The sequence below is a fragment of the Streptomyces sp. NPDC033165 genome (assembly GCF_055577965.1).
Window position 1 is genome coordinate 61,983 of sequence record NZ_JBVIPK010000009.1, and the last position, 21,959, is coordinate 83,941.

At 72.3% G+C, this 21,959-nt stretch carries 20 protein-coding genes; 9 read left to right on the plus strand and 11 right to left on the minus strand.

Annotated elements, in window-relative coordinates:
* Positions 1-35 precede the first annotated feature (35 nt).
* A complete protein-coding gene (locus ACZ5WC_RS21745) occupies positions 36-1,550 on the minus strand; it encodes a gamma-aminobutyraldehyde dehydrogenase (protein ID WP_468542351.1) in 1,515 nt (504 codons plus the stop codon).
* 207 nt (positions 1,551-1,757) lie between these two features.
* Between ACZ5WC_RS21745 and ACZ5WC_RS21750 the strand changes: the two genes are divergently transcribed.
* Positions 1,758-2,315, plus strand: a complete 558-nt coding sequence (locus ACZ5WC_RS21750; protein WP_468542352.1) for an NADAR family protein — start codon at positions 1,758-1,760, stop codon at positions 2,313-2,315.
* A gap of 289 nt (positions 2,316-2,604) precedes the next feature.
* Here the strand turns inward: ACZ5WC_RS21750 and ACZ5WC_RS21755 are convergent, their stop codons facing one another.
* Positions 2,605-3,321: a DUF4190 domain-containing protein gene (locus ACZ5WC_RS21755; RefSeq protein ID WP_468542353.1), complete on the minus strand. Its 717-nt coding sequence runs from the start codon at positions 3,319-3,321 to the stop codon at positions 2,605-2,607.
* Positions 3,322-3,442: 121 nt separating this feature from the next.
* On the opposite strand from ACZ5WC_RS21755, the gene ACZ5WC_RS21760 reads away from it, so the two are divergent.
* The gene (locus tag ACZ5WC_RS21760; RefSeq protein WP_468542354.1) at positions 3,443-4,477 is read left to right on the plus strand and encodes an adenosine deaminase; all 1,035 of its coding nucleotides are present in this window, start codon (positions 3,443-3,445) and stop codon (positions 4,475-4,477) included.
* A 22-nt stretch (positions 4,478-4,499) separates the two neighbouring features.
* The gene (locus tag ACZ5WC_RS21765; protein ID WP_468542355.1) at positions 4,500-5,213 is read left to right on the plus strand and encodes a glycerophosphodiester phosphodiesterase; all 714 of its coding nucleotides are present in this window, start codon (positions 4,500-4,502) and stop codon (positions 5,211-5,213) included.
* 253 nt (positions 5,214-5,466) lie between these two features.
* Here the strand turns inward: ACZ5WC_RS21765 and ACZ5WC_RS21770 are convergent, their stop codons facing one another.
* The 3 genes from ACZ5WC_RS21770 to ACZ5WC_RS21780 form a co-directional block, all read right to left on the minus strand.
* A complete protein-coding gene (locus ACZ5WC_RS21770; protein WP_468542356.1) occupies positions 5,467-6,000 on the minus strand; it encodes a hypothetical protein in 534 nt (177 codons plus the stop codon).
* Positions 6,001-6,054: 54 nt separating this feature from the next.
* Positions 6,055-7,218, minus strand: a complete 1,164-nt coding sequence (locus ACZ5WC_RS21775) for an ABC transporter substrate-binding protein (protein ID WP_468542357.1) — start codon at positions 7,216-7,218, stop codon at positions 6,055-6,057.
* 176 nt (positions 7,219-7,394) lie between these two features.
* Positions 7,395-8,834, minus strand: coding sequence for a gamma-aminobutyraldehyde dehydrogenase (locus ACZ5WC_RS21780; protein ID WP_468542358.1), 1,440 nt, complete (start codon positions 8,832-8,834; stop codon positions 7,395-7,397).
* Between the two features lie 177 nt (positions 8,835-9,011).
* On the opposite strand from ACZ5WC_RS21780, the gene ACZ5WC_RS21785 reads away from it, so the two are divergent.
* The 4 genes from ACZ5WC_RS21785 to ACZ5WC_RS21800 all read left to right on the plus strand — a co-directional run bounded on the left by ACZ5WC_RS21785 (position 9,012) and on the right by ACZ5WC_RS21800 (position 12,963).
* Positions 9,012-9,503: an Lrp/AsnC family transcriptional regulator gene (locus ACZ5WC_RS21785; protein ID WP_468542359.1), complete on the plus strand. Its 492-nt coding sequence runs from the start codon at positions 9,012-9,014 to the stop codon at positions 9,501-9,503.
* A complete protein-coding gene (locus tag ACZ5WC_RS21790; protein ID WP_468542360.1) occupies positions 9,488-10,867 on the plus strand; it encodes an aspartate aminotransferase family protein in 1,380 nt (459 codons plus the stop codon). The genes ACZ5WC_RS21785 and ACZ5WC_RS21790 overlap by 16 nt, the downstream gene beginning before the upstream one ends.
* A gap of 216 nt (positions 10,868-11,083) precedes the next feature.
* Entirely contained in the window at positions 11,084-11,821 is a 738-nt protein-coding gene (locus ACZ5WC_RS21795; protein ID WP_468542361.1) for an ABC transporter ATP-binding protein, read from the plus strand.
* Complete coding sequence (locus tag ACZ5WC_RS21800; protein ID WP_468542362.1) at positions 11,803-12,963, plus strand: hypothetical protein; 1,161 nt, start codon at positions 11,803-11,805, stop codon at positions 12,961-12,963. The genes ACZ5WC_RS21795 and ACZ5WC_RS21800 overlap by 19 nt, the downstream gene beginning before the upstream one ends.
* A gap of 37 nt (positions 12,964-13,000) precedes the next feature.
* Here the strand turns inward: ACZ5WC_RS21800 and ACZ5WC_RS21805 are convergent, their stop codons facing one another.
* The 3 genes from ACZ5WC_RS21805 to ACZ5WC_RS21815 form a co-directional block, all read right to left on the minus strand.
* Positions 13,001-13,456 carry an SRPBCC family protein gene (locus ACZ5WC_RS21805; protein WP_468542363.1) on the minus strand — a complete coding sequence of 152 codons (456 nt, stop codon included), beginning with the start codon at positions 13,454-13,456 and terminating at the stop codon, positions 13,001-13,003.
* A 123-nt stretch (positions 13,457-13,579) separates the two neighbouring features.
* A complete protein-coding gene (locus ACZ5WC_RS21810; RefSeq protein WP_468542364.1) occupies positions 13,580-14,740 on the minus strand; it encodes a glycosyltransferase family 4 protein in 1,161 nt (386 codons plus the stop codon).
* The gene (locus ACZ5WC_RS21815) at positions 14,737-15,936 is read right to left on the minus strand and encodes a hypothetical protein (RefSeq protein WP_468542365.1); all 1,200 of its coding nucleotides are present in this window, start codon (positions 15,934-15,936) and stop codon (positions 14,737-14,739) included. Before ACZ5WC_RS21815 ends, ACZ5WC_RS21810 begins: the two co-directional genes overlap by 4 nt.
* Before the next feature lie 142 nt (positions 15,937-16,078).
* Between ACZ5WC_RS21815 and ACZ5WC_RS21820 the strand changes: the two genes are divergently transcribed.
* Together ACZ5WC_RS21820 and ACZ5WC_RS21825 are read left to right on the plus strand one after the other, a co-directional pair.
* A complete protein-coding gene (locus tag ACZ5WC_RS21820) occupies positions 16,079-17,350 on the plus strand; it encodes a sensor histidine kinase (protein ID WP_468542366.1) in 1,272 nt (423 codons plus the stop codon).
* On the plus strand, positions 17,344-18,012 hold the full coding sequence (locus ACZ5WC_RS21825) for a response regulator (RefSeq protein WP_468542367.1): 669 nt from the start codon (positions 17,344-17,346) through the stop codon (positions 18,010-18,012). The genes ACZ5WC_RS21820 and ACZ5WC_RS21825 overlap by 7 nt, the downstream gene beginning before the upstream one ends.
* A 10-nt stretch (positions 18,013-18,022) precedes the next feature.
* Here the strand turns inward: ACZ5WC_RS21825 and ACZ5WC_RS21830 are convergent, their stop codons facing one another.
* The 3 genes from ACZ5WC_RS21830 to ACZ5WC_RS21840 all read right to left on the minus strand — a co-directional run bounded on the left by ACZ5WC_RS21830 (position 18,023) and on the right by ACZ5WC_RS21840 (position 21,866).
* Positions 18,023-19,063 carry an ABC transporter ATP-binding protein gene (locus ACZ5WC_RS21830; protein WP_468542368.1) on the minus strand — a complete coding sequence of 347 codons (1,041 nt, stop codon included), beginning with the start codon at positions 19,061-19,063 and terminating at the stop codon, positions 18,023-18,025.
* Positions 19,064-19,068: 5 nt separating this feature from the next.
* On the minus strand, positions 19,069-20,685 hold the full coding sequence (locus ACZ5WC_RS21835) for an ABC transporter permease (RefSeq protein ID WP_468542512.1): 1,617 nt from the start codon (positions 20,683-20,685) through the stop codon (positions 19,069-19,071).
* Between the two features lie 83 nt (positions 20,686-20,768).
* The gene (locus ACZ5WC_RS21840; protein ID WP_468542369.1) at positions 20,769-21,866 is read right to left on the minus strand and encodes a thiamine ABC transporter substrate-binding protein; all 1,098 of its coding nucleotides are present in this window, start codon (positions 21,864-21,866) and stop codon (positions 20,769-20,771) included.
* Positions 21,867-21,959: the final 93 nt, after the last annotated feature.

The window sequence follows — 21,959 nt, forward strand, 5'->3', positions numbered from 1 at the left end:
GCCAGGGCCGCTCGGCCCTGTTCGTGCGGCAGCTGCTATCGGTCCCCGAAGATCGTGCGGTGCCAGTCCTTGCGGGCGACCGCGGTGTTGTCGTACATGACGTGCTTGACCTGCGTGTACTCCTCGAAGGAGTACGCCGACATGTCCTTGCCGAAGCCGCTGGCCTTGTAACCGCCGTGCGGCATCTCGGAGAGGATCGGGATGTGGTCGTTCACCCACACACAGCCCGCCTGGATCTCGCGGGTGGCGCGGTTCGCGCGGTACAGGTCGCGGGTCCAGGCGGAGGCGGCCAGTCCGTAGGGGGTGTCGTTGGCGAGCGCGATGCCCTCGTCGTCGGTGTCGAAGGGCAGGACGACCAGGACCGGGCCGAAGATCTCCGACTGGACGGCCTCGCTGTCCTGGGCGGCGTCCGCGATGAGGGTCGGCCGGTAGTACGCGCCTTCGGCGAGGTCGCCGCCGGGGGCCTCGCCGCCGGTGACGACCCGGGCGTAGCCGCGGGCCCGCTCGACGAAGGCGGCGACACGGTCGCGCTGGGCGTGGCTGATGAGGGGGCCGAGGTCCGTCGACGCGTCGAAGGGGTCGCCGAGCCGGACGGTCTCCATGAGGGCGGCGACGTCCCGGACGAAGGCGTCGTAGAGCGGGCGCTGGACGTAGGCGCGGGTGGCGGCCGTGCAGTCCTGGCCGGTGTTGATGAGCGATCCGGCGACCGCGCCGTGGACGGCGGCCTCCAGGTCGGCGTCGTCGAAGACCACGAAGGGGGCCTTGCCACCGAGCTCCAGATGGAGGCGCTTGACGGTGGCGGTGGCGATCTCCGCGACCCGCTTGCCGACGGCGGTGGAGCCGGTGAAGGAGGTCATCACGACGTCGGGGTGGCCGACGAGGTGCTCGCCCGCGTCCTTGCCCGCACCGGTGACGATGTTGATGACCCCGTCGGGGATGCCCGCCTCGGTGGCCGCCTGGGCGAACATCAGCGAGGTCAGCGGGGTGAGTTCGGCGGGCTTGAGGACGATGGTGTTGCCCGCGGCGACGGCCGGGAGGACCTTCCATGCGGCCATCTGGAGGGGGTAGTTCCAGGGGGCGATGGAGCCGACGACGCCGATGGCCTCACGCCGTACGTAGGAGGTGTGGTCGCCGTCGTACTCGGCGGCGGCCTTGCCCTCCAGGTGGCGGGCGGCCCCGGCGAAGAAGGCGGCGTTGTCGACGGTGCCGGGGACGTCGAACTCGGTGGAGAGCTTGACCGGCTTGCCGCACTGGAGGGACTCGGCGTACGCGAAGTCGTCGGCCTGCTCGGCGAGTACGGCGGCGAACCGGTGCATCGCCTCGGAGCGTTCGCCGGGGGTCGCCCCCGACCAGCCGGGGAAGGCGGCCCGGGCGGCGGCGACCGCCGCGTCCACGTCCGCAGTGCCCGCCAGCTCATAGCGGAGCACGCTCTCGCCGGTCGCGGGGTTCACCACCTCGTGGTGGCGGCCGGACGTGCCGGGGAGCAGCTTGCCGCCGATGTACTGCGCACCTTCCGCGAAGCGGTCCTGAACTTCGAAGCCCTTGCTCATGACGCTCTCCTCCGCCGCTGTGCCCGCTGGGCGGGGTCGGCGTAGCTTCTTCGTGAATTGAGTGCCGATCCTGACAGAGGGGCCCAAGCCCAACAAGTGATTCCGTTGTTGCCTTTTGGTTACGCGACGGAATCTGTCGACCATGTGTCGTGTCGGTACGGAAATCCCCGTACGGAGTGTCAGTGGCGGATGCCACACTCACATGCCATGGGACCGATCGATGACCTTCTGACGGACGTGGCGCGGGGCAAGCGGGTGAAGTATCTGCCGTTCTGGGGCCACCGGCCGCGCCCGGACGGGCGGCTGGGGGCCAGTTGCCTCAGTCAGTGGTGGCCGTCGCCGTTCACCGTGGACGGGGTGACGTACGCGAGCGCCGAGCACTGGATGATGGCCGGGAAGGCGCGGATCTTCGGCGACGCCGAGGCGGAGCGGGCGGCGGTGTCCGCGAAGAGCCCGGCGGCGGCCAAGAAGGCGGGGCGGCTGGTGCGCGGCTTCGACGAGGACGTGTGGATACGGGAGCGGTTCGCCCTGGTGGTGGCGGGCAGCACCCACAAGTTCGGCCAGGACCCGGAGCTGGGCGGCTACCTCCTGGGCACGGGCGACCGGGTGCTGGTGGAGGCGTCCCCGCTGGACCGGATCTGGGGCGTCGGGCTGGCCGCGGACGACGAGCGGGTGGAGCGGCCGCAGCAGTGGCGGGGGCTGAATCTGCTGGGCTTCGCACTGATGGAGGCGCGGGCGGCACTGCGCGCGGGGGTTGTGGGCTGACGGCGAAGGGGCCGGGGCGGCGCCCGGGGGCTCCGGGGCAACGTCCGGGGTCCTGGGCCGAGGCCCGAGTGCTGCGGGCACGGCCCGGGGCCCTGGGCGCACGGCCCGGGGTCCTGGGCGCACGGCCCGGGGTCCTGGGCCGACGCCCGAACGTCCCGGCGCAACGCCCGAACGTCCCGGCGCTACGGGCCGGCGCCCGGGATTCCGGGCCGACGCCCGGGAGCGCGAGGCAGCCCGGGGCGCGGAAGAGGATCTTCCGCGCCCCGGGCTGCGGTTACCGCGCAGGAGCTCAGCTGCGGCCCTCGACGACCAGCGACGTGGCGAACGGGTCGTCGTAGTTGACGTCGTCGGAGCCGTCGTCGGACTCGGCGTTCACACCGGCCCAGATGATGACCCCGAGGATCACGGAGCCCAGGACCATGCCGATGGAACCGAGGATGATCCCCGTGATCGCCATGCCCCGGTTGGTGGCCTCGCCGCGCTTGGCCCGGCCGAGGCCGATGATGCCGAAGATCAGGGCGAGGATGCCGAGGATGATGTTGATGCCGTAGAGGCAGAAGCCGACCACCGAGACGATGCCGAGCACCATGGCGGCCGTGCCGAGCCCGTTCGAGGGCGCGGGTGCCCAGCCGGCCGGACCGGCGCCGTAGGCCCCGTGGCCCGGATAGCCGCCGTAGGGCTGCGCGGGCGGCGCCGGGTAGCCGTAGTGACCGGCCGTGGGCGGCGTCGCATGACCGGGACCGGGACCCGGTCCGGGGCCGTTCGGCCCGATCGGCGGTGGCGGTACGGAGGGCGCCGGGCCGAAGCCACCGGGCGTCGGTATCGGCCCGGTGCCCTCCCCGGCGGCCTGTCCGGCGCTCGGCATCGACGTCACCGTCTGCTGGTCGTGGACCGCGGGCGGCGGAGTGTCCGGGCCCTGCTTGTTCAACTCCACCCTGCTGTCCGGCGGTGCCCACGGATCGCGCGGTGCGGCCCCGCCCGCGGGCTGCTCTGTGTTGTCTGACATGGGCCTCCCCCATCGTGGTCCCTGCATGCTACGGCCCGGCTCTCCGGTCCCGGACCCCGCCTACGATGATCGGTGCAGCCGGTGCGCCCGGCCGACGTCACGACGAACCGGGAGATTTCCGATGACCGATCCGCACCCCTTCATCGCCGGGCTGCCCAAGGCCGAACTGCACGTCCACCACGTCGGTTCGGCCTCGCCCCGCATCGTCGCCGAGCTGGCCGCCCACCACCCGGACTCCAAGGTCCCCACGGACCCGGAGGCGCTGGCCGACTACTTCACCTTCACCGACTTCGCGCACTTCATCGAGGTGTACCTCTCGGTGGTCGACCTGATCCGCACCCCCGAGGACGTCCGGCTGCTCACCTTCGAGGTGGCACGGGACATGGCCCGGCAGAACATCCGGTACGCGGAGCTGACCGTGACCCCCTTCAGCTCGACCCGCCGGGGCATCCCCGAGGTCGGTTTCATGGAGGCCATAGAGGACGCCCGCAAGGCGGCCGAGGCCGAGCTGGGCGTCGTGCTGCGCTGGTGCTTCGACATCCCGGGCGAGGCCGGGCTCCAAGCGGCCGAGGAGACCACGCGGCTCGCGGTGGAGCGGCGACCCGACGGGCTCGTCTCCTTCGGGCTCGGCGGCCCGGAGATCGGGGTGGACCGCCCGCAGTTCAAGCCCTACTTCGACCGGGCCATCGCCGAGGGCCTGCACTCGGTCCCGCACGCCGGGGAGACCACCGGGCCGGGGACCGTCTGGGACGCGCTGACCGCGCTGCGCGCCGAGCGCATCGGGCACGGCACCAGCTCCGTACAGGACCCCGAGCTGCTGGAGCACCTCGCCGAGCACCGCATCGCCCTGGAGGTCTGCCCGACGTCGAACATCGCCACCCGGGCGGTCACCGACATCGAGCGCCACCCCATCCGGGAGATGGTGCAGGCGGGCGTCCTGGTCACCGTCAACAGCGACGACCCGCCGATGTTCGGCACCGACCTCAACAACGAGTACGCGGTGGCCGCCCGGCTGCTGGAGCTCGACGAGCGCGGTATCTCGGACCTCGCGAAGAACGCCGTGGAGGCCTCGTTCCTCGACCCGGCGGGCAAGCGGAAGCTGGCCGAGGAGATCGACACGTACACGGCGAACTGGCTCCGGGCCCCCGGCCGCTGAACCCGGTCGTCACAATGGACCCATGGCCGACACCGTCTCCCGCGTCACCGCCGTCGCGCACCGCGGCGACCCGTACCGCGCCCGCGAGAACACCCTGCCCTCGATCCGCTCCGCCCTCGACCGGGGGGCGGACGCGGTCGAGATCGATGTACGGGTCACCCGTGACGGCGTGCCCGTCCTGCTGCACGACGCGACGCTGGAGCGGCTGTGGGGCCATGACCTGCGCCTGGACCGGCTGGACCACACGGAGTTGAAGGAGCTGACCGGCGGCGGGGTGCCCACGCTCCGCGAGGCGCTGCTCGCCGTCGGGGCGCACCGGGTGATGGTGGACCTGCCCGGCTCCACGGACGCCTCGGTGAAGAAGATCGTCGGCACGGTCCGGGAGTGCGGGGCGGGCGAGCGGGCCTACTACTGCGCGAGCGCGGACGCGATGCTGCGGGTGCGGGCCGCCGACCCCTCCGCCGAGATCGCCCTGACCTGGACGACGTCGGCCCCGCCGCGCCCGGAGCTGCTGGCCGCGGTGAAGCCGCGCTGGCTGAACTACCGGTTCGGCCTGGTGAGCCGGGAGCTGACGGACCGGGCGCACCGGGACGGGCTGCTGGTCTCCGCCTGGACGGCCGACACGAAGCGCACCATGCGCCGGCTGATCGAGCGGGGCGTCGACTCGATCACCACCAACCGGATCGACGCCCTGCACGGCCTGCTGGCCGACTCGCCCGGGCGCGGCGGCTATTGAACCGGTCCGGCGTGGCGCAGGGCCCCTACCGCCCGCCGCCGGGCCCCTGTGTGCCGAGGAGCGGACGTGATGGGCCGCCGCCCGCGGGAAGCCACCGCCCGGATACGTTCCGGCATCGGGCACACCGCACGGTTCTTCGGGCGTGGACCGTTTCCCGGACCGCGGCGCCGGGCTGCCTCCTACTCCCGCCGGCGTACGAACCGGCGGGGACCGGAGGTCGCCGGGCTCGGGGCGGTGGCCCGGAAGCCCTGATTCAGACGGTCGCCGGAAGGGGTTCGGGGGCCGCCTTCTCCAGCCCCTCCAGGCGCTTGATCATGCGGCGGACGATCAGCAGCGGGATGACGCCGAAGACCCCGAAGGACATGTCGATCACGCTCCACCAGAACGGGATGCCGCGGATCGGGCCGCAGATCAGGGCGAGCGGGATGATCCCGGCGCAGGCGATCATGCCGAACTCGATGACCCAGATGTTGCGGACCGGGTCGCGGTAGGGGCCGTAGAAGGCGACCGCGATGACCAGGTGGGCGAAGGCCAGCCAGTCGGTGCCGTACAGCATGAAGGGCTGGTCGCGGTCGACGGTGTCGAGCCCTTCGCGGACCCGGGTGATCCACTCCATCAGGCCGGGAAGGTGCTCGGGGACCGGGGAGGCCGAGGCGCTCAGCAGGTCCTCGGCCCAGCGGAGTTCGGTGACGAGCGGGAAGGCCGTGAGCCCGCTCAGCACCAGACAGACCATGAAGAACACCAACCACCTGCGTATACGCCGCGTGAGGGCGTGTCGCTCGCTCATATCCGCAGCGTACGCCCGCATTTACCGCCTCCTTACGGCACCCCTGCTAGGGCTTCACAAGCCGACGATGGCGTTCCACTTCTTGGCGAAGTCCATCCGTTCCTCGGAGGTGATGTCGCGCGCGATGGCGAGCCGTTTCCGCATCGCGTCGTCGGGGAAGACCAGCGGGTCCTCGGCCAGTGCGGCGGTCTCCTCATCCTTGGCCGAGGCCAGGACGTCGCGGGCGGCGGGGACGGGGCAGACGTAGTTGACCCAGGTGGCCAGTTCGGCGGCGACCTCGGGGTCGTAGTAGTGGTCCACCAGCCGCTCCGCGTTGCGCTTGTGGCGGGCGAGGTTGGGGATCATCAGGGACTCCGCCCACAGTTCGGCGCCCTCCTCGGGCACGACGAACTCGATGTCCGGGTTGTCGGCCTGGAGTTGGATGACGTCGCCGGAGTACGCCTGGCAGGCGAGCACGTCGCCGGTGGCGAGGTCCTTGATGTAGTCGTTGCCGGTGAAGCGGCGGATGTGCTTCGAGTGGACCCGCCGCTCCGTCTGCTCGCAGATCTCGTGGAAGTCGTCGGCGGTCCACCGGGTGATGTCGACGCCGTTTCCCTGCATCAGCAGCGCGAACGACTCGTCGAGCCCGGAGAGCAGGGTGACCCGGCCGCGCAGGTCGTCCGCCCACAGGTCGCCGGTGGACCGGATCTCGCGGCCGAGCTTCCTGCGGTTGTAGGCGATGCCGGTGATCCCGGACTGCCAGGGGACGCTGTGGCGGCGCCCCTGGTCGAAGGCGGGGTTCCGCAACTGCGGGTCGAGGTACTTGGCGACGTTGGGCTGCCTCGCCCGGTCCATCTCCTGGACCCAGCCCAGCCGGACGAAGCGGGCGGCCATCCAGTCGCTGATGACGATGAGGTCCCGGCCGGTCTGCTGGCGGTTCATCAGCGCGGGGCTGATCTTCCCGAAGAACTCGTCGTTGTCGTTGATCTCCTCGGTGTACGTGACGGAGATCCCGGTCCGCTCCGTGAAGGCGTCCAGGGTGGGCCGCTTCGACTCGTCCTCGTCGTCGGTGTCGATGTAGAGGGGCCAGTTGGCGAAGTGCAGGGTGGGGTCGGTCTCCGAGCTGTCGTGCCCGGCCCGGTCGCCCGGCTCGACGAAGGCGGCGGGGACCCCGCAGCCGGCCAGGGCGGTCCCGGCCGCCGACGCCCCGAGGGCGCGCAGCAGGGAACGACGGGACATGGGGTTGTTCCTGATCGCTCGCACCCGCGCAGGATGCCGGTCGGGCGGCGGGGCGGGCAATGGACCAACCGTCCAGCGGGGCGGGCCTGTTCCGCACACCCTGTACAGGGCGGGGGCGCACGGGAACGGCCCCGGGCGGGAGCCCGGGGCCGTCCTCGTACAGCTGGAGAGGCCGGTCAGCCCTCGATGGACGTCATCACGTGCTTGATGCGCGTGTAGTCCTCGAAGCCGTACGCGGAGAGGTCCTTGCCGTAGCCGGACTTCTTGAACCCGCCGTGCGGCATCTCGGCGACCAGCGGGATGTGGGTGTTGATCCACACGCAGCCGAAGTCGAGGTTCTTGGACAGCCGCATGGCACGGGCGTGGTCCTTGGTCCACACGGAGGAGGCGAGCGCGTACTCGACGCCGTTGGCGTACTCGACGGCCTGCTTCTCGTCGGTGAAGGACTGGACGGTGATGACGGGGCCGAAGACCTCGTTCTGGATGATCTCGTCGTCCTGCTTGAGGCCGGAGACGACGGTCGGGGCATAGAAGTAGCCCTTGTCGCCGACCCGGTGGCCGCCCGCCTCGACCTTGGCGTGGGCGGGGAGCCGCTCGATGAAGCCGCTGACCTGCTTCAGCTGGTTGGCGTTGTTGAGCGGGCCGTACGCCACGTCCTCGTCGTCCGGCTGCCCGGTCTTCGTGTCGGCGGCGGCCTTGGCGAGCGCCGTGACGAACTCGTCGTGGATCGACTCGTGGACCAGGACGCGGGTGGCGGCCGTACAGTCCTGGCCCGCGTTGAAGAAGCCCGCCTCGGAGATGCCCGCGACGGCGCCCTCGATGTCGGTGTCCTCGAAGACCACGACGGGCGCCTTGCCGCCGAGCTCCAGGTGGACCCGCTTGACGTCCTTGGCCGCGGACTCGGCGACCTGCATGCCCGCCCGTACGGAACCGGTGATGGAGGCCATCGCCGGGGTCGGGTGCTCGACCATGGCGCGGCCGGTGTCCCGGTCGCCGCACAGGACGTTGAAGACGCCCTTGGGGAGGATCTGCCCGATGATCTCGGCCATCAGGACCGTCGACGCCGGGGTGGTGTCGGACGGCTTGATGACGACCGTGTTGCCGGCGGCGAGGGCCGGGGCGAACTTCCACACGGCCATCATCATCGGGTAGTTCCACGGCGCGACCTGGGCGCAGACGCCGACCGGCTCGCGGCGGATGATGGAGGTCAGACCCTCCATGTACTCGCCGGCCGAGCGGCCCTCAAGGAGCCGGGCGGCGCCCGCGAAGAAGCGGATCTGGTCCACCATCGGCGGGATCTCTTCGCTGCGGGTGAGGCCGAGCGGCTTGCCGGTGTTCTCCGACTCGGCGGCGATCAGGTCCTCGGCGCGCTCCTCGAAGGCGTCCGCGATCTTCAGCAGGGCCTTCTGACGCTCGGCGGGCGTCGTGTCGCGCCAGGCCGGGAACGCGGCCGCGGCGGCTTCCATGGCGGCATCGACATCGGCCTGGCCGGAGAGCGGCGAGGTCGCGTAGACCTCTTCCGTCACCGGGCTGACCACATCGATGGTCCGCCCGTCCGCGGCGTCCCGGAACTCTCCGTTGATGTAGTTGCGCAGACGGCGCACCTCGGTGGTCACAACCACCCCTCCTGTCGGCTGTCCGATGGGTGAGACGTCCACCCTAATCGCTTCGGCGACGCTTTCGACATACCCACCCGCCCCAAACTTCGGATTCAGTGAGATCCAAGCACTTGAACAACGAATTTCATCGATCTGGGGTTGCGAGACGGACGAGGAGCGGTGCAGAGTGGGTCTGTGGCCAGTCGCAGCGCAGACTCCAGGAACGGGAACGGATCACCGCCAGCGGTCGATGCCGTCTCCCTCGCAATCATCGAGCAGCTCCAGGAGGACGGACGCCGTCCGTACGCCGCGATCGGCAAGGCCGTCGGCCTCTCCGAAGCGGCTGTGCGCCAGCGCGTCCAGAAGCTGCTCGACCAAGGCGTGATGCAGATCGTCGCCGTGACGGACCCGCTCACCGTGGGGCTCCGGCGGCAGGCGATGGTCGGCATCAATGTCGAGGGCGACCTCGACCCGGTGGCCGAGGCCCTGTCGGCCATGGCCGAATGCGAGTACGTGGTCATGACCGCGGGCTCCTTCGACCTGATGGTGGAGATCGTCTGCGAGGACGACGACCACCTGCTGGAGACGATCAACAAACGCATCCGGACCCTTCCCGGCGTGCGCTCCACCGAGAGCTTCGTTTACCTCAAGCTCAAGAAGCAGACCTATATGTGGGGAACCCGATAGCCGTGAGCAAGGACCTCAGCCGAACCGCGTACGACCACCTGTGGATGCACTTCACCCGCATGTCGGACTACGAGAACGCGCCCGTTCCCACCATCGTGCGTGGCGAGGGAACGTACATCTTCGACGACAAGGGCAAGCGCTACCTGGACGGTCTCTCCGGCCTGTTCGTGGTCAACGCCGGCCACGGTCGTCACGAGCTCGCCGAGACGGCGTACAAGCAGGGCCAGGAGCTGGGCTTCTTCCCGGTGTGGTCCTACGCCCACCCCAAGGCGGTCGAGCTGGCCGAGCGCCTCGCCGACTACGCCCCGGGCGACCTCAACAAGGTCTTCTTCACCACCGGTGGCGGCGAGGCCGTCGAGACGGCCTGGAAGCTGGCCAAGCAGTACTTCAAGCTCAAGGGCCAGCCGACCAAGTACAAGGTCATCTCGCGCGCCGTCGCCTACCACGGCACCCCGCAGGGCGCCCTGTCCATCACCGGCCTCCCGGCCCTGAAGGCCCCCTTCGAGCCGCTGGTCCCCGGCGCGCACAAGGTGCCGAACACCAACATCTACCGCGCCCCGCTCTTCGGCGACGACCCCGAGGCCTTCGGCCGCTGGGCCGCCGACCAGATCGAGCAGGAGATCCTCTTCGAGGGCCCGGAGACCGTCGCGGCCGTCTTCCTGGAGCCCGTGCAGAACGCCGGTGGCTGTTTCCCGCCGCCGCCCGGCTACTTCCAGCGGGTCCGCGAGATCTGCGACCAGTACGACGTGCTGCTCGTCTCCGACGAGGTCATCTGTGCCTTCGGCCGCCTCGGCACGATCTTCGCCTGCGACAAGTTCGGCTACGTACCGGACATGATCACCTGCGCGAAGGGCATGACCTCGGGCTACTCCCCGATCGGCGCCTGCATCGTCTCGGACAGGATCGCGGAGCCGTTCTACCAGGGCGGCAACACCTTCCTGCACGGCTACACCTTCGGCGGTCACCCGGTCTCCGCCGCGGTGGGCCTCGCCAACCTCGACATCTTCGAGCGCGAGAACCTCAACCAGCACGTCCTCGACAACGAGAACGCCTTCCTGACGACGCTCCAGAAGCTGCACGACCTGCCGATCGTCGGCGACGTCCGCGGCAACGGGTACTTCTACGGCATCGAGCTGGTGAAGGACAAGGCCACCAAGGAGACGTTCACCGACGAGGAGACCGAGCGCGTCCTGTACGGCTTCCTCTCCAAGGCGCTGTACGAGAACGGGCTGTACTGCCGGGCCGACGACCGCGGCGACCCGGTCGTCCAGCTCGCCCCGCCGCTGATCTCCGACCAGTCGACGTTCGACGAGATCGAGGGCATCCTGCGGGCCGTGCTGACGGAGGCCTGGACGAAGCTCTGACCCCTGTCATGACCCCTGGATGATGATCATCCAGGGGTCATTTCATACGGTCCATCGGCCCGGATACGCCCGTTCGAGTGAGAAGGGCTGCATCCGGGCCGCGTGCTGTGCGCCCGCACCGGTCCGACTATCTACGGTGCCGAGTGACCGATCGGCCGCGTCTTCGTTCCCCCGTACGGGGGAACAGGAAATCCGACCTGAACCGAGGTGTACGCCATGGTGGCCCCGCCGGACAACGACGTGATCTGGGCGCGTTCCCTGCACCACTCCCACAACGGCTCGCCCGGTCTGGGCGGTGTCTCCATCGGTGTCCGGGACGCCGAGATCCTGGCCGTGACCGGCCCGCGCGGCAGCGGGAAGAGCACCCTGCTGCACTGCCTGTCGGGCCGGCTCGTGCCCGACCAGGGCGAGGTCTGGTTCAACAGCGTCCCCGTCCACACCATGGCTCCACGGGTCCGCGAGCGGCTGCGGCGGGAGCGCTTCGGCTGGATCGCCGCCGATCCGGAACTGGTCCCGGAGCTGACCGTCTGGGAGAACACCGCCCTGCCGTTGCTGCTGCGCGGAACCTCGCACCGCAGTGCCAGGAAGGCCGCCACCGAGTGGCTGGAGCGCCTCGACATCGCCGCCTTCGCCAGGAAGCGGCCGCACGCCCTGCTCCAGGCGCAGCGCCAGCGGATCTCGGTGGCCCGTGCCCTGTGCGCCTCACCGACCGTGATCTTCGCCGACGAGCCGACCGCGACGCTGCACCGCGCCGACCGCACCCAGGTCCTGCGCACCCTGACCACCGCGGCCCGCTCGCACGGCATCACCGTCATCCTGGCCACCCATGACGCCGAGGTCGCCGCCCTCGCCGACCGGAACGTCCCGCTGCTGGACGGCCGCCGCGTGGCCACCGTCTCCCTGCCCGCGGAACCGGAAGCGGAGGGCCGCGCGGCGTGCTCGCTCTCCGTCTAGCCCGCGGTTCCCACCCCCTCGTCCTGGTCCGGCGGCTGCTGGTCGCCGCCGCGTCGGCGGGCGTCGGCTTCCTCCTCCTGGCCGTCCTCGGATACGCCTCGGCGCACCCCGCGTCCTCCGGTTCGGTGCTGCGGCTGCTGTGGTGCTTCGTCCCGCTGGTCGCGACCGTGCAGTTCGCCGTGGCGGTGGCCCGTACGGACCCGAGCACCCGGCCCCGGCCGGGCCTCTCCTCGGTGGGCCTCGGGCCGGTGCGGCTGTCGGTGCTGGCAGCGGTCTCCACGGCCGTCTCCACCACGCTGGGCTCGATGGTGGCCCTGCTGTTCTTCCTGCATCTGCGCGGCGATCTGACCGGGATGCCGTTCGACGGCGGTGCGGCGGAGTTCCTCGGGGCGGGCACCCCGCTGCCGCCGGCCGCCGCGCTGATGCTGCTGGCCCTCGTACCGCTCGCCTCGGCGACGGCGAGCGCGCTGGCCCTGCGGTCCCGGCCCGACCCGGCGCGGGACACCTTCGGCTCCGAGGAACTGCCCGCTCCCGTGCCCGCCCCGACCGGCCTGCCCTGGGGCGTGGCGCTGACGGCCGCCGGGCTCGCGGTCGAGGCGTACGCGTCACGGGAGGCGGCGGGGAACCCGTTCCCGCTGCCCGGCCGTTTCGACTCCACTCCGGTGGCGGTGCTCATCGGGTGGACGCTCACCGCGATCGGCCTGGCCATGGCCGGACCGGGGCTGACCCATCTGTGCGGCAGGGCGCTCCAAGCGGTGCGCCCCGGTGCCGTGCGGCTGCTGGCGGGGCGGGTCCTGATGGACGAGGCGCGCCGGATCGGCCGCCCGCTCGGAGTCGTCTGCGCGGTGCTGGCCGCGGCGATCGCCGCATCCACGCTGTACGGGGGCGACGAACGCCCCTACGGCCCGCTCACCGCGCTCGGCGCGGTGCTGGTCCTCGGCTGTACGACGGCGACGCTGCTGACGACCGCCCTGGAGGCCAAGCACGCCCGCGCGCACACCGCGCAGGCGCTGCTGAGGATGGGCGCCCCGGCCTCGGCGCTGCGGTCGGCGACGGCCCTGCGGGCGGGAGCTCTGCTGGCGCTGTTCGCCCCGCTGACCTGGGTGATCGCCCAGCTGGCGGCGCTTCCGCTGGCGAAGTGAGCGCCCCTTGGGCCACCGGGCTCATGGGCCGACGGGCTCAGGGGTGGGTGGCGAGGCGGTCGGCGAGGGCGTCGAAGAAGGCCTCCCAGCCGTCCTCGGCCGCCGCGTACTGCTCGGGGGTGAGGTGGCCGCCGCGCTGCTGGAAGGCCAGCTCGGTCCGGCCGCCCCCGAGGTCGCTGAAGGCGACCGTCACGACCTCGCCCTCGGAGTGCTCGGGGGCTGAGCCGTCCTTCAGTGTGAAGACCAGCCCGTCGGGCTCGCTGACCTCGCGGTAGACCCCGCGGAAGGGCATCTCGACGCCCGGCATCACGATGACCAGGCTCCACGAGCCACCGGGCCGCACGTCCATCGCCACCCGGTCCAGGGGGACGTCCGCCTCTCCCCCGTACCAGGCGGCGAAGTCCTCCGGTGACGTCCAGGCCGCGAAGACCCGCTGCTGCGGGGCGTGCAGGACGCGGGTGATGTCGATGCCCTCGCGGGTGGCGTCGGTCATGGTCACGGTCCTTGTCGACGTCGGTGCCGCACGGCCTGCGGCGTACGGGGTCCGGCCTCCAGCTTGCCGGGCCGGGGGCGCGCTGTCGCGGCGTACGGCCGAGGGCGGACGGCACCGCGGAGGTCAGGGCCGCAGCAGCCCCGCGAGGGTCTCGTACGCGCTCTCCCACCCCCACGCCTCGCGCACCCAGGCCCGGCCCTTCTCCCCCATCTCCGCGGCCGCCGCCCGGTCGAGCAGCAGCGCGACGAGCCGGTCCGCGACGGCGGCCACGTCCCGCCCGTCGACCACATGACCGGTCTCCCCGTCCCGTACGGTGTCGGGCGCGCCGCCCGAGTCGCCGACGAGGACCGGCAGCCCGGCGGCGGCGGCCTCCAGGAAGACGATGCCGAGCCCCTCCACCTCCAGGCCGCGCCTGCGGGTGCGGCACGGCATGGCGAAGACGTCGGCGGCCGCGTAGTGCGCGGGCATGGCCGTGTGGGGCTGCCCGCCCGCCAGGACCACCGCGTCCGCGACCCCGGTGTCCGCCGCGAGCCGGCGCAGGGTGCGGGCGTACGGCCCGTCCCCGGTCAGCAGCAGTACGGTGCCGGGCACCGCGCGCCGCACGGCGGGCAGGGCGCGGATCAGGGTGTCCTGGCCCTTGCGCGGGACGAGCCGCGCCGCACACAGGATCACCGGCCGCGCGCCGAGCCCGTACCGTTCCCGGACCCCGTGGGCCGGAACCCCCGGAGCCTCCCGCGCCCCGGGCCGTACCCGGAACGCCGCCGCGTCCACCCCGGGCGCCAGGCGCACCATGCGGCGGGCGGCGGCCGGGCCGAGCGCGGCGGCGATGGGCGCGCGGGTGGCCGCGCCGAGGTAGGTCACCGCGTCGGTCCGCTCGCCGATCCGCCCGAGCAGCGCCCGGGCACCGGGGGTGCGGGCCCACCACACCTCGTGCCCGTGCGTCGTGGCGACGGCCCGCCGCACCCCGGCCTCCCGCCGCAGCCGGTCCGCCATCAGCCCGAGCGGTGCGGCGGCCCCGAACCAGACGCCGTCGCAGCCGTGGCGGAGGGCGAGGTCCGCGGCGCGGGCGGTGACGCGCGGGGTCGGCAGCAGCATCCGGGCGGGGTCGCGGATCACGGGGTACGGCAGACCGGCGTCGTGGGCGGCTGCCCCCGGTTCGGCGGAGGTGTACACGACGACGGAGTCCGCGGGGAACCGGCTGGTCATGGCGTGGACGAAGGTCTCGATGCCGCCCTGGCGCGGCGGGAAGTCGTTGGTGACCACGAGGGTGCGCCGACGCGTCATCGGCAGGCCTGCTTCCGTACCCGTACGAGAAGGGGGTGGACGGGTGCGTGCCGGGCGGCCGCCCACGCCGCGAGGACCAGCGGGTGCACCAGGTAGCCGAACCGGGTCGCGGGCATGAACGCGATGGCCAGGAACAGCCCGACCGCGAGCCTCCCCGCCGCGGCTGTCGCCGTCTCCGGGGGCCGGACGAGCAGGGAGAGGGCCAGGAGGAGAGCGCTGGCCCCGAGCAGGAGCAGCGCCAGGGTCCTGCCGCCGGGGACATGGGCGGCGAGCAGGTGGCCGGGGAGCGGGCTGGCGGCGGCGGAGACCGCGTCGGTCAGCCCGAGCGGGAAGTCGACGACATGGGCGCGGAAGGCACCCGGGTCGCGCAGGGCGGCGGGCAGGACGAGCACGGCCGTGGTGAGGAGGGCGACGAGCCCGCAGCGCGGGGCGGTGCGGCTCCCCGGGCGGCCCTCGGCCCGGGGGGCCGCGGCCAGCAGCGCGAGGGCAACCGGAATCGCGGGCCAGGCCGTCCACTTGAGGGCGGCGGCCAGACCGAGCGCCAGTCCGGCCGCGTCCGCTCTCCCCTGCCCGGCCGACGCGAGCCCGAGGCACATCAGTCCGGCCAGGGGCAGGTCGACGCCCCCGACCGCGAGCGGCAGGGCCACCAGCGGGCAGGCGGCGATCCAGCGCAGCGGCTCGCGCCGGGAACCAGCCGGGAGGGCGAGCGCGAACGCCCCCAGGAACGCCGCTCCCATCCACAGCCGGGGGTCGGTGAGCGGCCCTGGTCCGGCCACGGCCTCCGGCAGCCCGAAGACCGCCATGCCCGGGAGGTACGGGTTGAAGTCCGCGGGTACCAGGGGCTGTTGGAGGTACGGGGTCCCCTCGGCGAGCAGCAGCCCGGCCGAGCGCGCCACCACCCGCACCTCCAACTGCGCCCGGTCCACGGCGAGCAGCACCAGCAGGGGCAGCAGCACCGCCCCGGTGACGGCGACCGCACCGGCCGTACGGGGGCTCCGCCCGCGTGCGGCGAGCAGCGCGGCGGCCGTGTAGCCGAGTGCGGCGGCGGTTCCCCAGACGCGGTGCGGGCCGAGCGAGGAGAAGGCGGCGAGCGCCGACGCAGGGGCCGCGCAGAACGCCCACCAGGCGGCGCCGCCGGGCAGCGGTGGACGCTTTCGGTACTGGTCAGAAGGGGTGAAGGGCGCGATGGTGGCCATGGATCCGAGGCTAGGAACGGGCCGCTCGCCGATCGTCACACCACCCTCCGGTCCTCCGGATCAACCCGTGGCATGACACGGCACACCGAACTCCACCCGTGCTCCGATGCGGCCACCCCCGGCGGTGACGAAGAATCGCCGTATGACGCGCACCATCACGCCGGACCGCCCGGCCGCCGCCACCGCCCCCACGGCGACCGCTCCACCGCCGGCCGGCGGTGTGCGGCAGCGGCTGCGGCGCTGGGCGGCGGCACCCTCGTACGCCTGGCTGACCGGGGCGGCGCTGACGCTCTTCGCCGTCGTGGAGCTGGTCGTCGTGCCGGGTTCGGCGGTCACGGCGTTCGGGGTGCTGGTCTGCACGGCCTCGCTGACGCTGCGGTCGGCGTGGCCCGCCGTGGGGTTCCTGACCGTGGGTGCGGCTCTGCTCAGCTTCGCCACCGACGGCAACATGGCGTACGCGACCGTCGCCGGGTCCCTGATCGGCTGCTACACCCTGGGGCGGCACCGGGTGCAGCATCCGGCGGTCGTCGTGCTGGCCGGTTCGCTGGCGGCGCTGACCGTCAACCTGGTGCACATCGACCGGTGGGCGCGGGACGGCTCCCCCGGGCTGCCCGCGCTCCAGGGCACCGACCGCTTCAGCCTCGGCCTCTACGCCGAGACGCTGGTGCTGACGGTGATGATCCTTGGTGCGGTGAGCACGGGGGACGCGGTGCGGGCGCGCGAGGAGAGCCGGCATACCCGGGCCGCCGCCCAGTCCCGGCTGCTGGCGATGGAGCGGCGGCAGGCGGCCGAGGCGGAACGTGCCTCGATAGCACGGGAGTTGCATGACATGATCGCGCACTCGGTGTCGGTGATCGCGGTGCGGGCCGAGAGCGCCACGTACACGACGCCCGATCTCTCGCCCCCGGCGCGGGACGCCTTCCAGGAGATCGCGGGCACGGCGCGCTCCTCGATGGCGGAGCTGCGGCGGCTGCTCGGGGTGCTGCGGACGGGCGACGGCGCCGAACCGGTCCCGCTCACCGCCCCGCAGCCGTCGCTGGCCGGTCTCGACGATCTGCTCGACCAGCACCGGGCGGCGGGCGGTACGGCCGAGCTGCGCGTCACCGGCGAGCGCGTCCCCCTGCCCGCGTCCTGGGAGCTGTCGGCGTACCGGATCGTCCAGGAGGCCCTGACGAACGCCCGGCGGCACGCCCCGGGTGCCCGCACGGTCGTGGAACTGAACTACCGGCCGGGCCTGTTGACGGTCCGGGCATCCGACGACGGGCCGGGGCCCGGCGTGTCCGGCGACACCCCGGACCGCGCGGGGCACGGCCTGGTGGGGATGGCCGAACGGGCCACCCTGCTCGGTGGCAGACTCACCACCGGCCGAGGTGCGGCCGGTGGCTTTCTGGTGGAGGCGGAACTTCCGTGGTGATCCGGGTACTGGTGGCCGACGACCAGGCGGTCGTACGGACGGCGTTCTCCAGTCTGCTGAACACCCAGGACGACATCGAGGTGGTCGGGGAGGCGGAGGACGGCGAGCAGGCGATCCGTGCCGCCGCCGCACTGCGGCCCGACGTGGCGCTGCTGGACATCCGGATGCCCCGGCTCGGCGGCATCGACGCGGCCCGGGAGATCGTCGCCGCGTCCGGCGGGGCGACGAGGGCGCTCATGCTCACGACCTTCGGCCTGGACGAGTACGTGTACGACGCCCTCACCGCCGGGGCCAGCGGCTTCCTCCTGAAGGACGCGACCTTTCCCGAACTGCTGCACGCGGTCCGGGTGGTGGCCGACGGGCACGCCCTGCTGGCCCCCGAGATCACCGGGCGGCTCATCTCCGAGTTCACCCGGCAGCGGGCCGGCGCTCGCCCGCCGCGCTCCGTCGAGGGGCTGACCGCGCGCGAGGCCGAGGTGCTCGTCCTGATCGCCCAGGGCCTGTCCAACGCGGACATCGCGGACCGGCTGACCATCACCGATCACACGGTGAAGACCCACATCAACCGGCTGTTCGCGAAGATGGGGCTGCGGGACCGGGCTCAGGCGGTGATCCTGGCGTACGAGCTGGGGCTGGTGGTGGCGGGGGCCTCCGGCTCCTGAGGGCCGCCTCTCACGCCTGCGACGGCTGCCCTGAATCCGCCAGCACCACCGTCTCCGCCGCGTCGAAGCGGACGCCCACGGCCGCGCCCTCGTCCGGGGTGTCGCGCAGGGCGCATTCGGCCTCCAGCACCGGCGCGTTCTCGGGCGTCAGGCGCACGGTCACATGGTTGCCGCGGAAGGTGCGGACACCGACCGTGCAGCGCAGGCCCTCCTCGGGGGCGCCGATCAGGACCCCGGCGGGGCGGACCAGCAGATCGGCCTCGCCCTGCGGGGAGCCCTCGGGCACCGGGACCTTGCCCCAGACGGTGGCGGCGGCCTGTCCGGTGACCGTGGCCGCGGTGACGTTGTCGAAGCCGAGGAAGCGGGCGACGAACGCGGAGGCGGGACGCTGCCAGACCTCCAGCGGGCTGCCCTCCTGGGCGATCCTGCCGTCCCGCATCACGACGACGCGGTCGGCGAGCGCGAACGCCTCGCCCTGGTCATGGGTGACGGCGAGCACCGTCGTACCCAGCTCCCTGAACAAGGTGCGCAGTTCGACGACGAGCCGTTCGCGCAGGCTGCGGTCGAGCTGGCCGAGCGGCTCGTCCAGCATCAGGAGCCTGGGGCGCGGGGCCAGCGCCCGGGCCAGGGCGACGCGCTGCTGTTCGCCGCCGGAGAGGGCGGCGACCGCCCGGCGTTCGGCTCCCGGCAGGCCCACCATCTCCAGCAGCTCCCGGACCCGGCGCTCGGACTCGGCACGCCCGGTGCCGTGCATGCGCAGCCCGAAGGCGACGTTGGCGCCGACGTCCCGGTGCGGGAAGAGCTGATGGTCCTGGAACATCAGGCCGAGGCCGCGCCGGTGCACCGGGACGCCCGCCTGGTCCTGCCCGGCCAGCAGCACCCGCCCGCCGTCCATGGGCTGGAGGCCCGCGACGGCCCGCAGCAGGGTGGACTTCCCGCTGCCGCTGGGCCCGAGGACGCAAGAGATCCGGTGGTCGGCGACCTCCAGGTCGACGGCGTCGAGCGCGGCCCGCTTCCCGAACCGTACGGTGGCCGCCTGCAAGCTCAGCATGTCGTTCAGAACTCCCCGGATCGGTCGGTGCGGATGCGTTCGAGGAGCAGCAGCGACACCGCGCACACCAGCATCAGAATCGTGCTGAGGGCCATCGCCTGCCCGTAGTTGAGCTCCCCGGACCGGCCCAGCAGCCGGGCCACGGCGACCGGCAGGGTCGGGTTGTCCGGCCGCGCGATGAACACGGTGGCGCCGAACTCCCCGAGCGACACGGCGAACGCGAACCCCGCCGCGACCAGCAGAGCCCGCCGCACCAGCGGCAGATCGACCTCCCGCCACGCCCGCAGCGGCGAGGCCCCGAGCACGGCGGCGGCCTCCCGCAGCCGGTCGTCGACCGCGCGCAGCACGGGCAGCATGGTCCGTACGACGAAGGGGACACCGACCAGCGCCTGGGCCAGCGGGACCAGGATCCAGGAGGTGCGCAGGTCGAGCGGCGGCTCGTCGAGGGTGATGAGGAAGCCGAAGCCGACGGTGACGGCGGAGACCCCCAGGGGCAGCATCAGCAGCGCGTCGAAGCCCCGCACGAGCCGTCCCGCCCGGCGGGTCAGGGCCGCGGCCGCGAGCCCGCCGACGACGAGGGCGATGAGCGTGGCGACGAGCGCGTACCGCAGGGAGTTCCCGACGGCCTCCAGCGGCGGCACCAGGAAGGTGGAGGAGCCGCCCGACCCGGCGGACTGGAGGGCCCGGTAGTAGCCGAAGCCGTAACCGCCGGGTCCGTCGAAGGACCGCTCCACCAGCACTCCGAGCGGCAGCAGGATCAGCAGCAGCGCGGTGAGCAGGACGCCGCCGAGCAGCGCCCACTGTCCGGCGCCGCGCGGCCTGCGGGACGTCTGCGCCGGGTCGACGAGCTTCAGCGCCCGCTCCCGGCGGCGTACGGTCACGGCGTGCACGGCGAGGATCGCGCCGACGGCCGCGAACTGGACCATGGTGAGCACGGCGGCGGTCGGCAGGTCGAGCAGTTGCGCGGTCTGCCGGTAGATCTCCACCTCCAGGGTGGAGTACGCCGGTCCGCCGAGGATCTGCACGACGCCGAAGGAGGTGAACGTGAAGAGGAAGACCATCAGCGCGGCGGCGGCGACGGCGGGGGCGAGTGCGGGCAGGGTCACCCGGCGGAAGGCGGCGAACCGTCCCGCGCCGAGTACCCGGGCGGCCTCCTCCTGACGCGGGTCCAGCTGGGACCACAGCCCGCCGACCGTCCGGACGACCACGGCGTAGTTGAAGAAGACGTGGGCCAGCAGGATCGCCCACACGGTGGTGTCGAGGCGGAGGCCCCACAGCTCGTCGAGGAGCCCGCCGCGCCCCAGCAGCGCCAGGAACGCGGTGCCGACGACGACGGTCGGCAGCACGAACGGCACGGTGACGACCGCCCGCAGCACCTGTTTGCCCGGGAAGTCGAAGCGGGCGAAGACATACGCGCCGGGCAGGGCGATCAGCAGCGTGAGCGCGGTCGAGGCGAGGGCCTGCCAGGTGGTGAACCAGAGGACGTCGAGGATGTCCGGGCGGGCCAGCACCTCACCGATCCGCCCGAACTGCCAGACGCCGTCCGCCTTCACCCCGCGGCCGACGATCGCGGAGACGGGGTAGGCGAAGAAGACGGCGAAGAACGCGACGGGCACGGCCATCAGGCCGAGCCGCACCGCGGCTCCCCGCCGCCCGGGCCCACGGCCGGGCGGCACGGCTTCCGCTTCGGGCTCCGCTTCGGGCCCTACCTCAGGACGAGCGACTGCCACGACTTGATCCACTGCTCACGGTTGGCGGTGATCTTCTCGGGCGTGACGGTGGGGGGCGCTTCGACGGTCTCGCCGAACTCAGTGAACAGCTCGGGAAGCTCCGCGTCCGTCACGACGGGGTTCACGAACATGTTCAGCGGCATGTCCTCCTGGAACGTCTTGCTGATCATGAAGTCCAGCAGGGCCTTGCCGCCCTCCTCGTTCTTCGCCCCGGTCAGCAGCCCGGCGTACTCGGTCTGCCGGAAGCAGGTGCCGGTCGCGACCCCGGTGGGGGCCTCCTTCGGCTGCGGGTCGGCGTAGAGGACCTCGGCGGGCGGGCTGGAGGCGTAGGAGACGACGAGCGGCCGGTCCGCCTTGGTCTTCTTGCCGCCCGCGGAGCCGGAGAACTCCTCGTTGTACGCCTGCTCCCAGCCGTCGACGACCTTGACGCCGTTGGCCTTGAGCTTCTTCCAGTACGCCTCGTAGCCGTCCTCGCCCTGGCTGGCGATGGTGCCGAGGAGGAAGCCGAGGCCGGGCGAGGAACTGGCCGCGTTCTCGGTCACCAGGAGGTTCTTGTACGCGGGCTTCAGCAGGTCCTCGAAGGTCTCCGGCGGCGCGAGCTTCTTGTCCGCGAAGTACTGCTTGTCATAGTTGACGCAGATGTCACCGGTATCGACCGGCGTCACCCGGTGCTTCTCGTCCTGCTGAGTGCCCTTGGCGACCCGGTCCAGGCCCTTGGCCTCGTACGCGGTGAAGAGACCGTTGTCGAGGGCGCGGGAGAGCAGGGTGTTGTCGACGCCGAAGAAGACGTCACCGCGCGGGGAGCCCTTGGTCAGGATCTCCTGGTTGAGCGCGGCCCCGGCGTCGCCGCTCTTGAGGATCTCGACGGTGTAGCCGGTCTCGTCGGTGAACGCCTTCAGCACGTCGTCCGAGACGGTGAAGGAGTCATGGCTGACCAGGGTCACGGTCTTGGAACCGCTGCCCTTGGAGGCGCCGGAGCCCGCCGTGCCGTCGTCGCTGCCGCAGCCCGCGAGCACGGTGACGCCGAGCGCGGCGGCGAGCGCGGTCGCCGCGTACTTCGTGGTGGTGTTCATGTGGTCCTCCTGGAGGTGACCAGGAAGAGACGCGGCCCCGCCCGCCGCCGGAGCCGTAACCGGAAGCGGGCAGGGCGCAACAGCTTGAGTAAG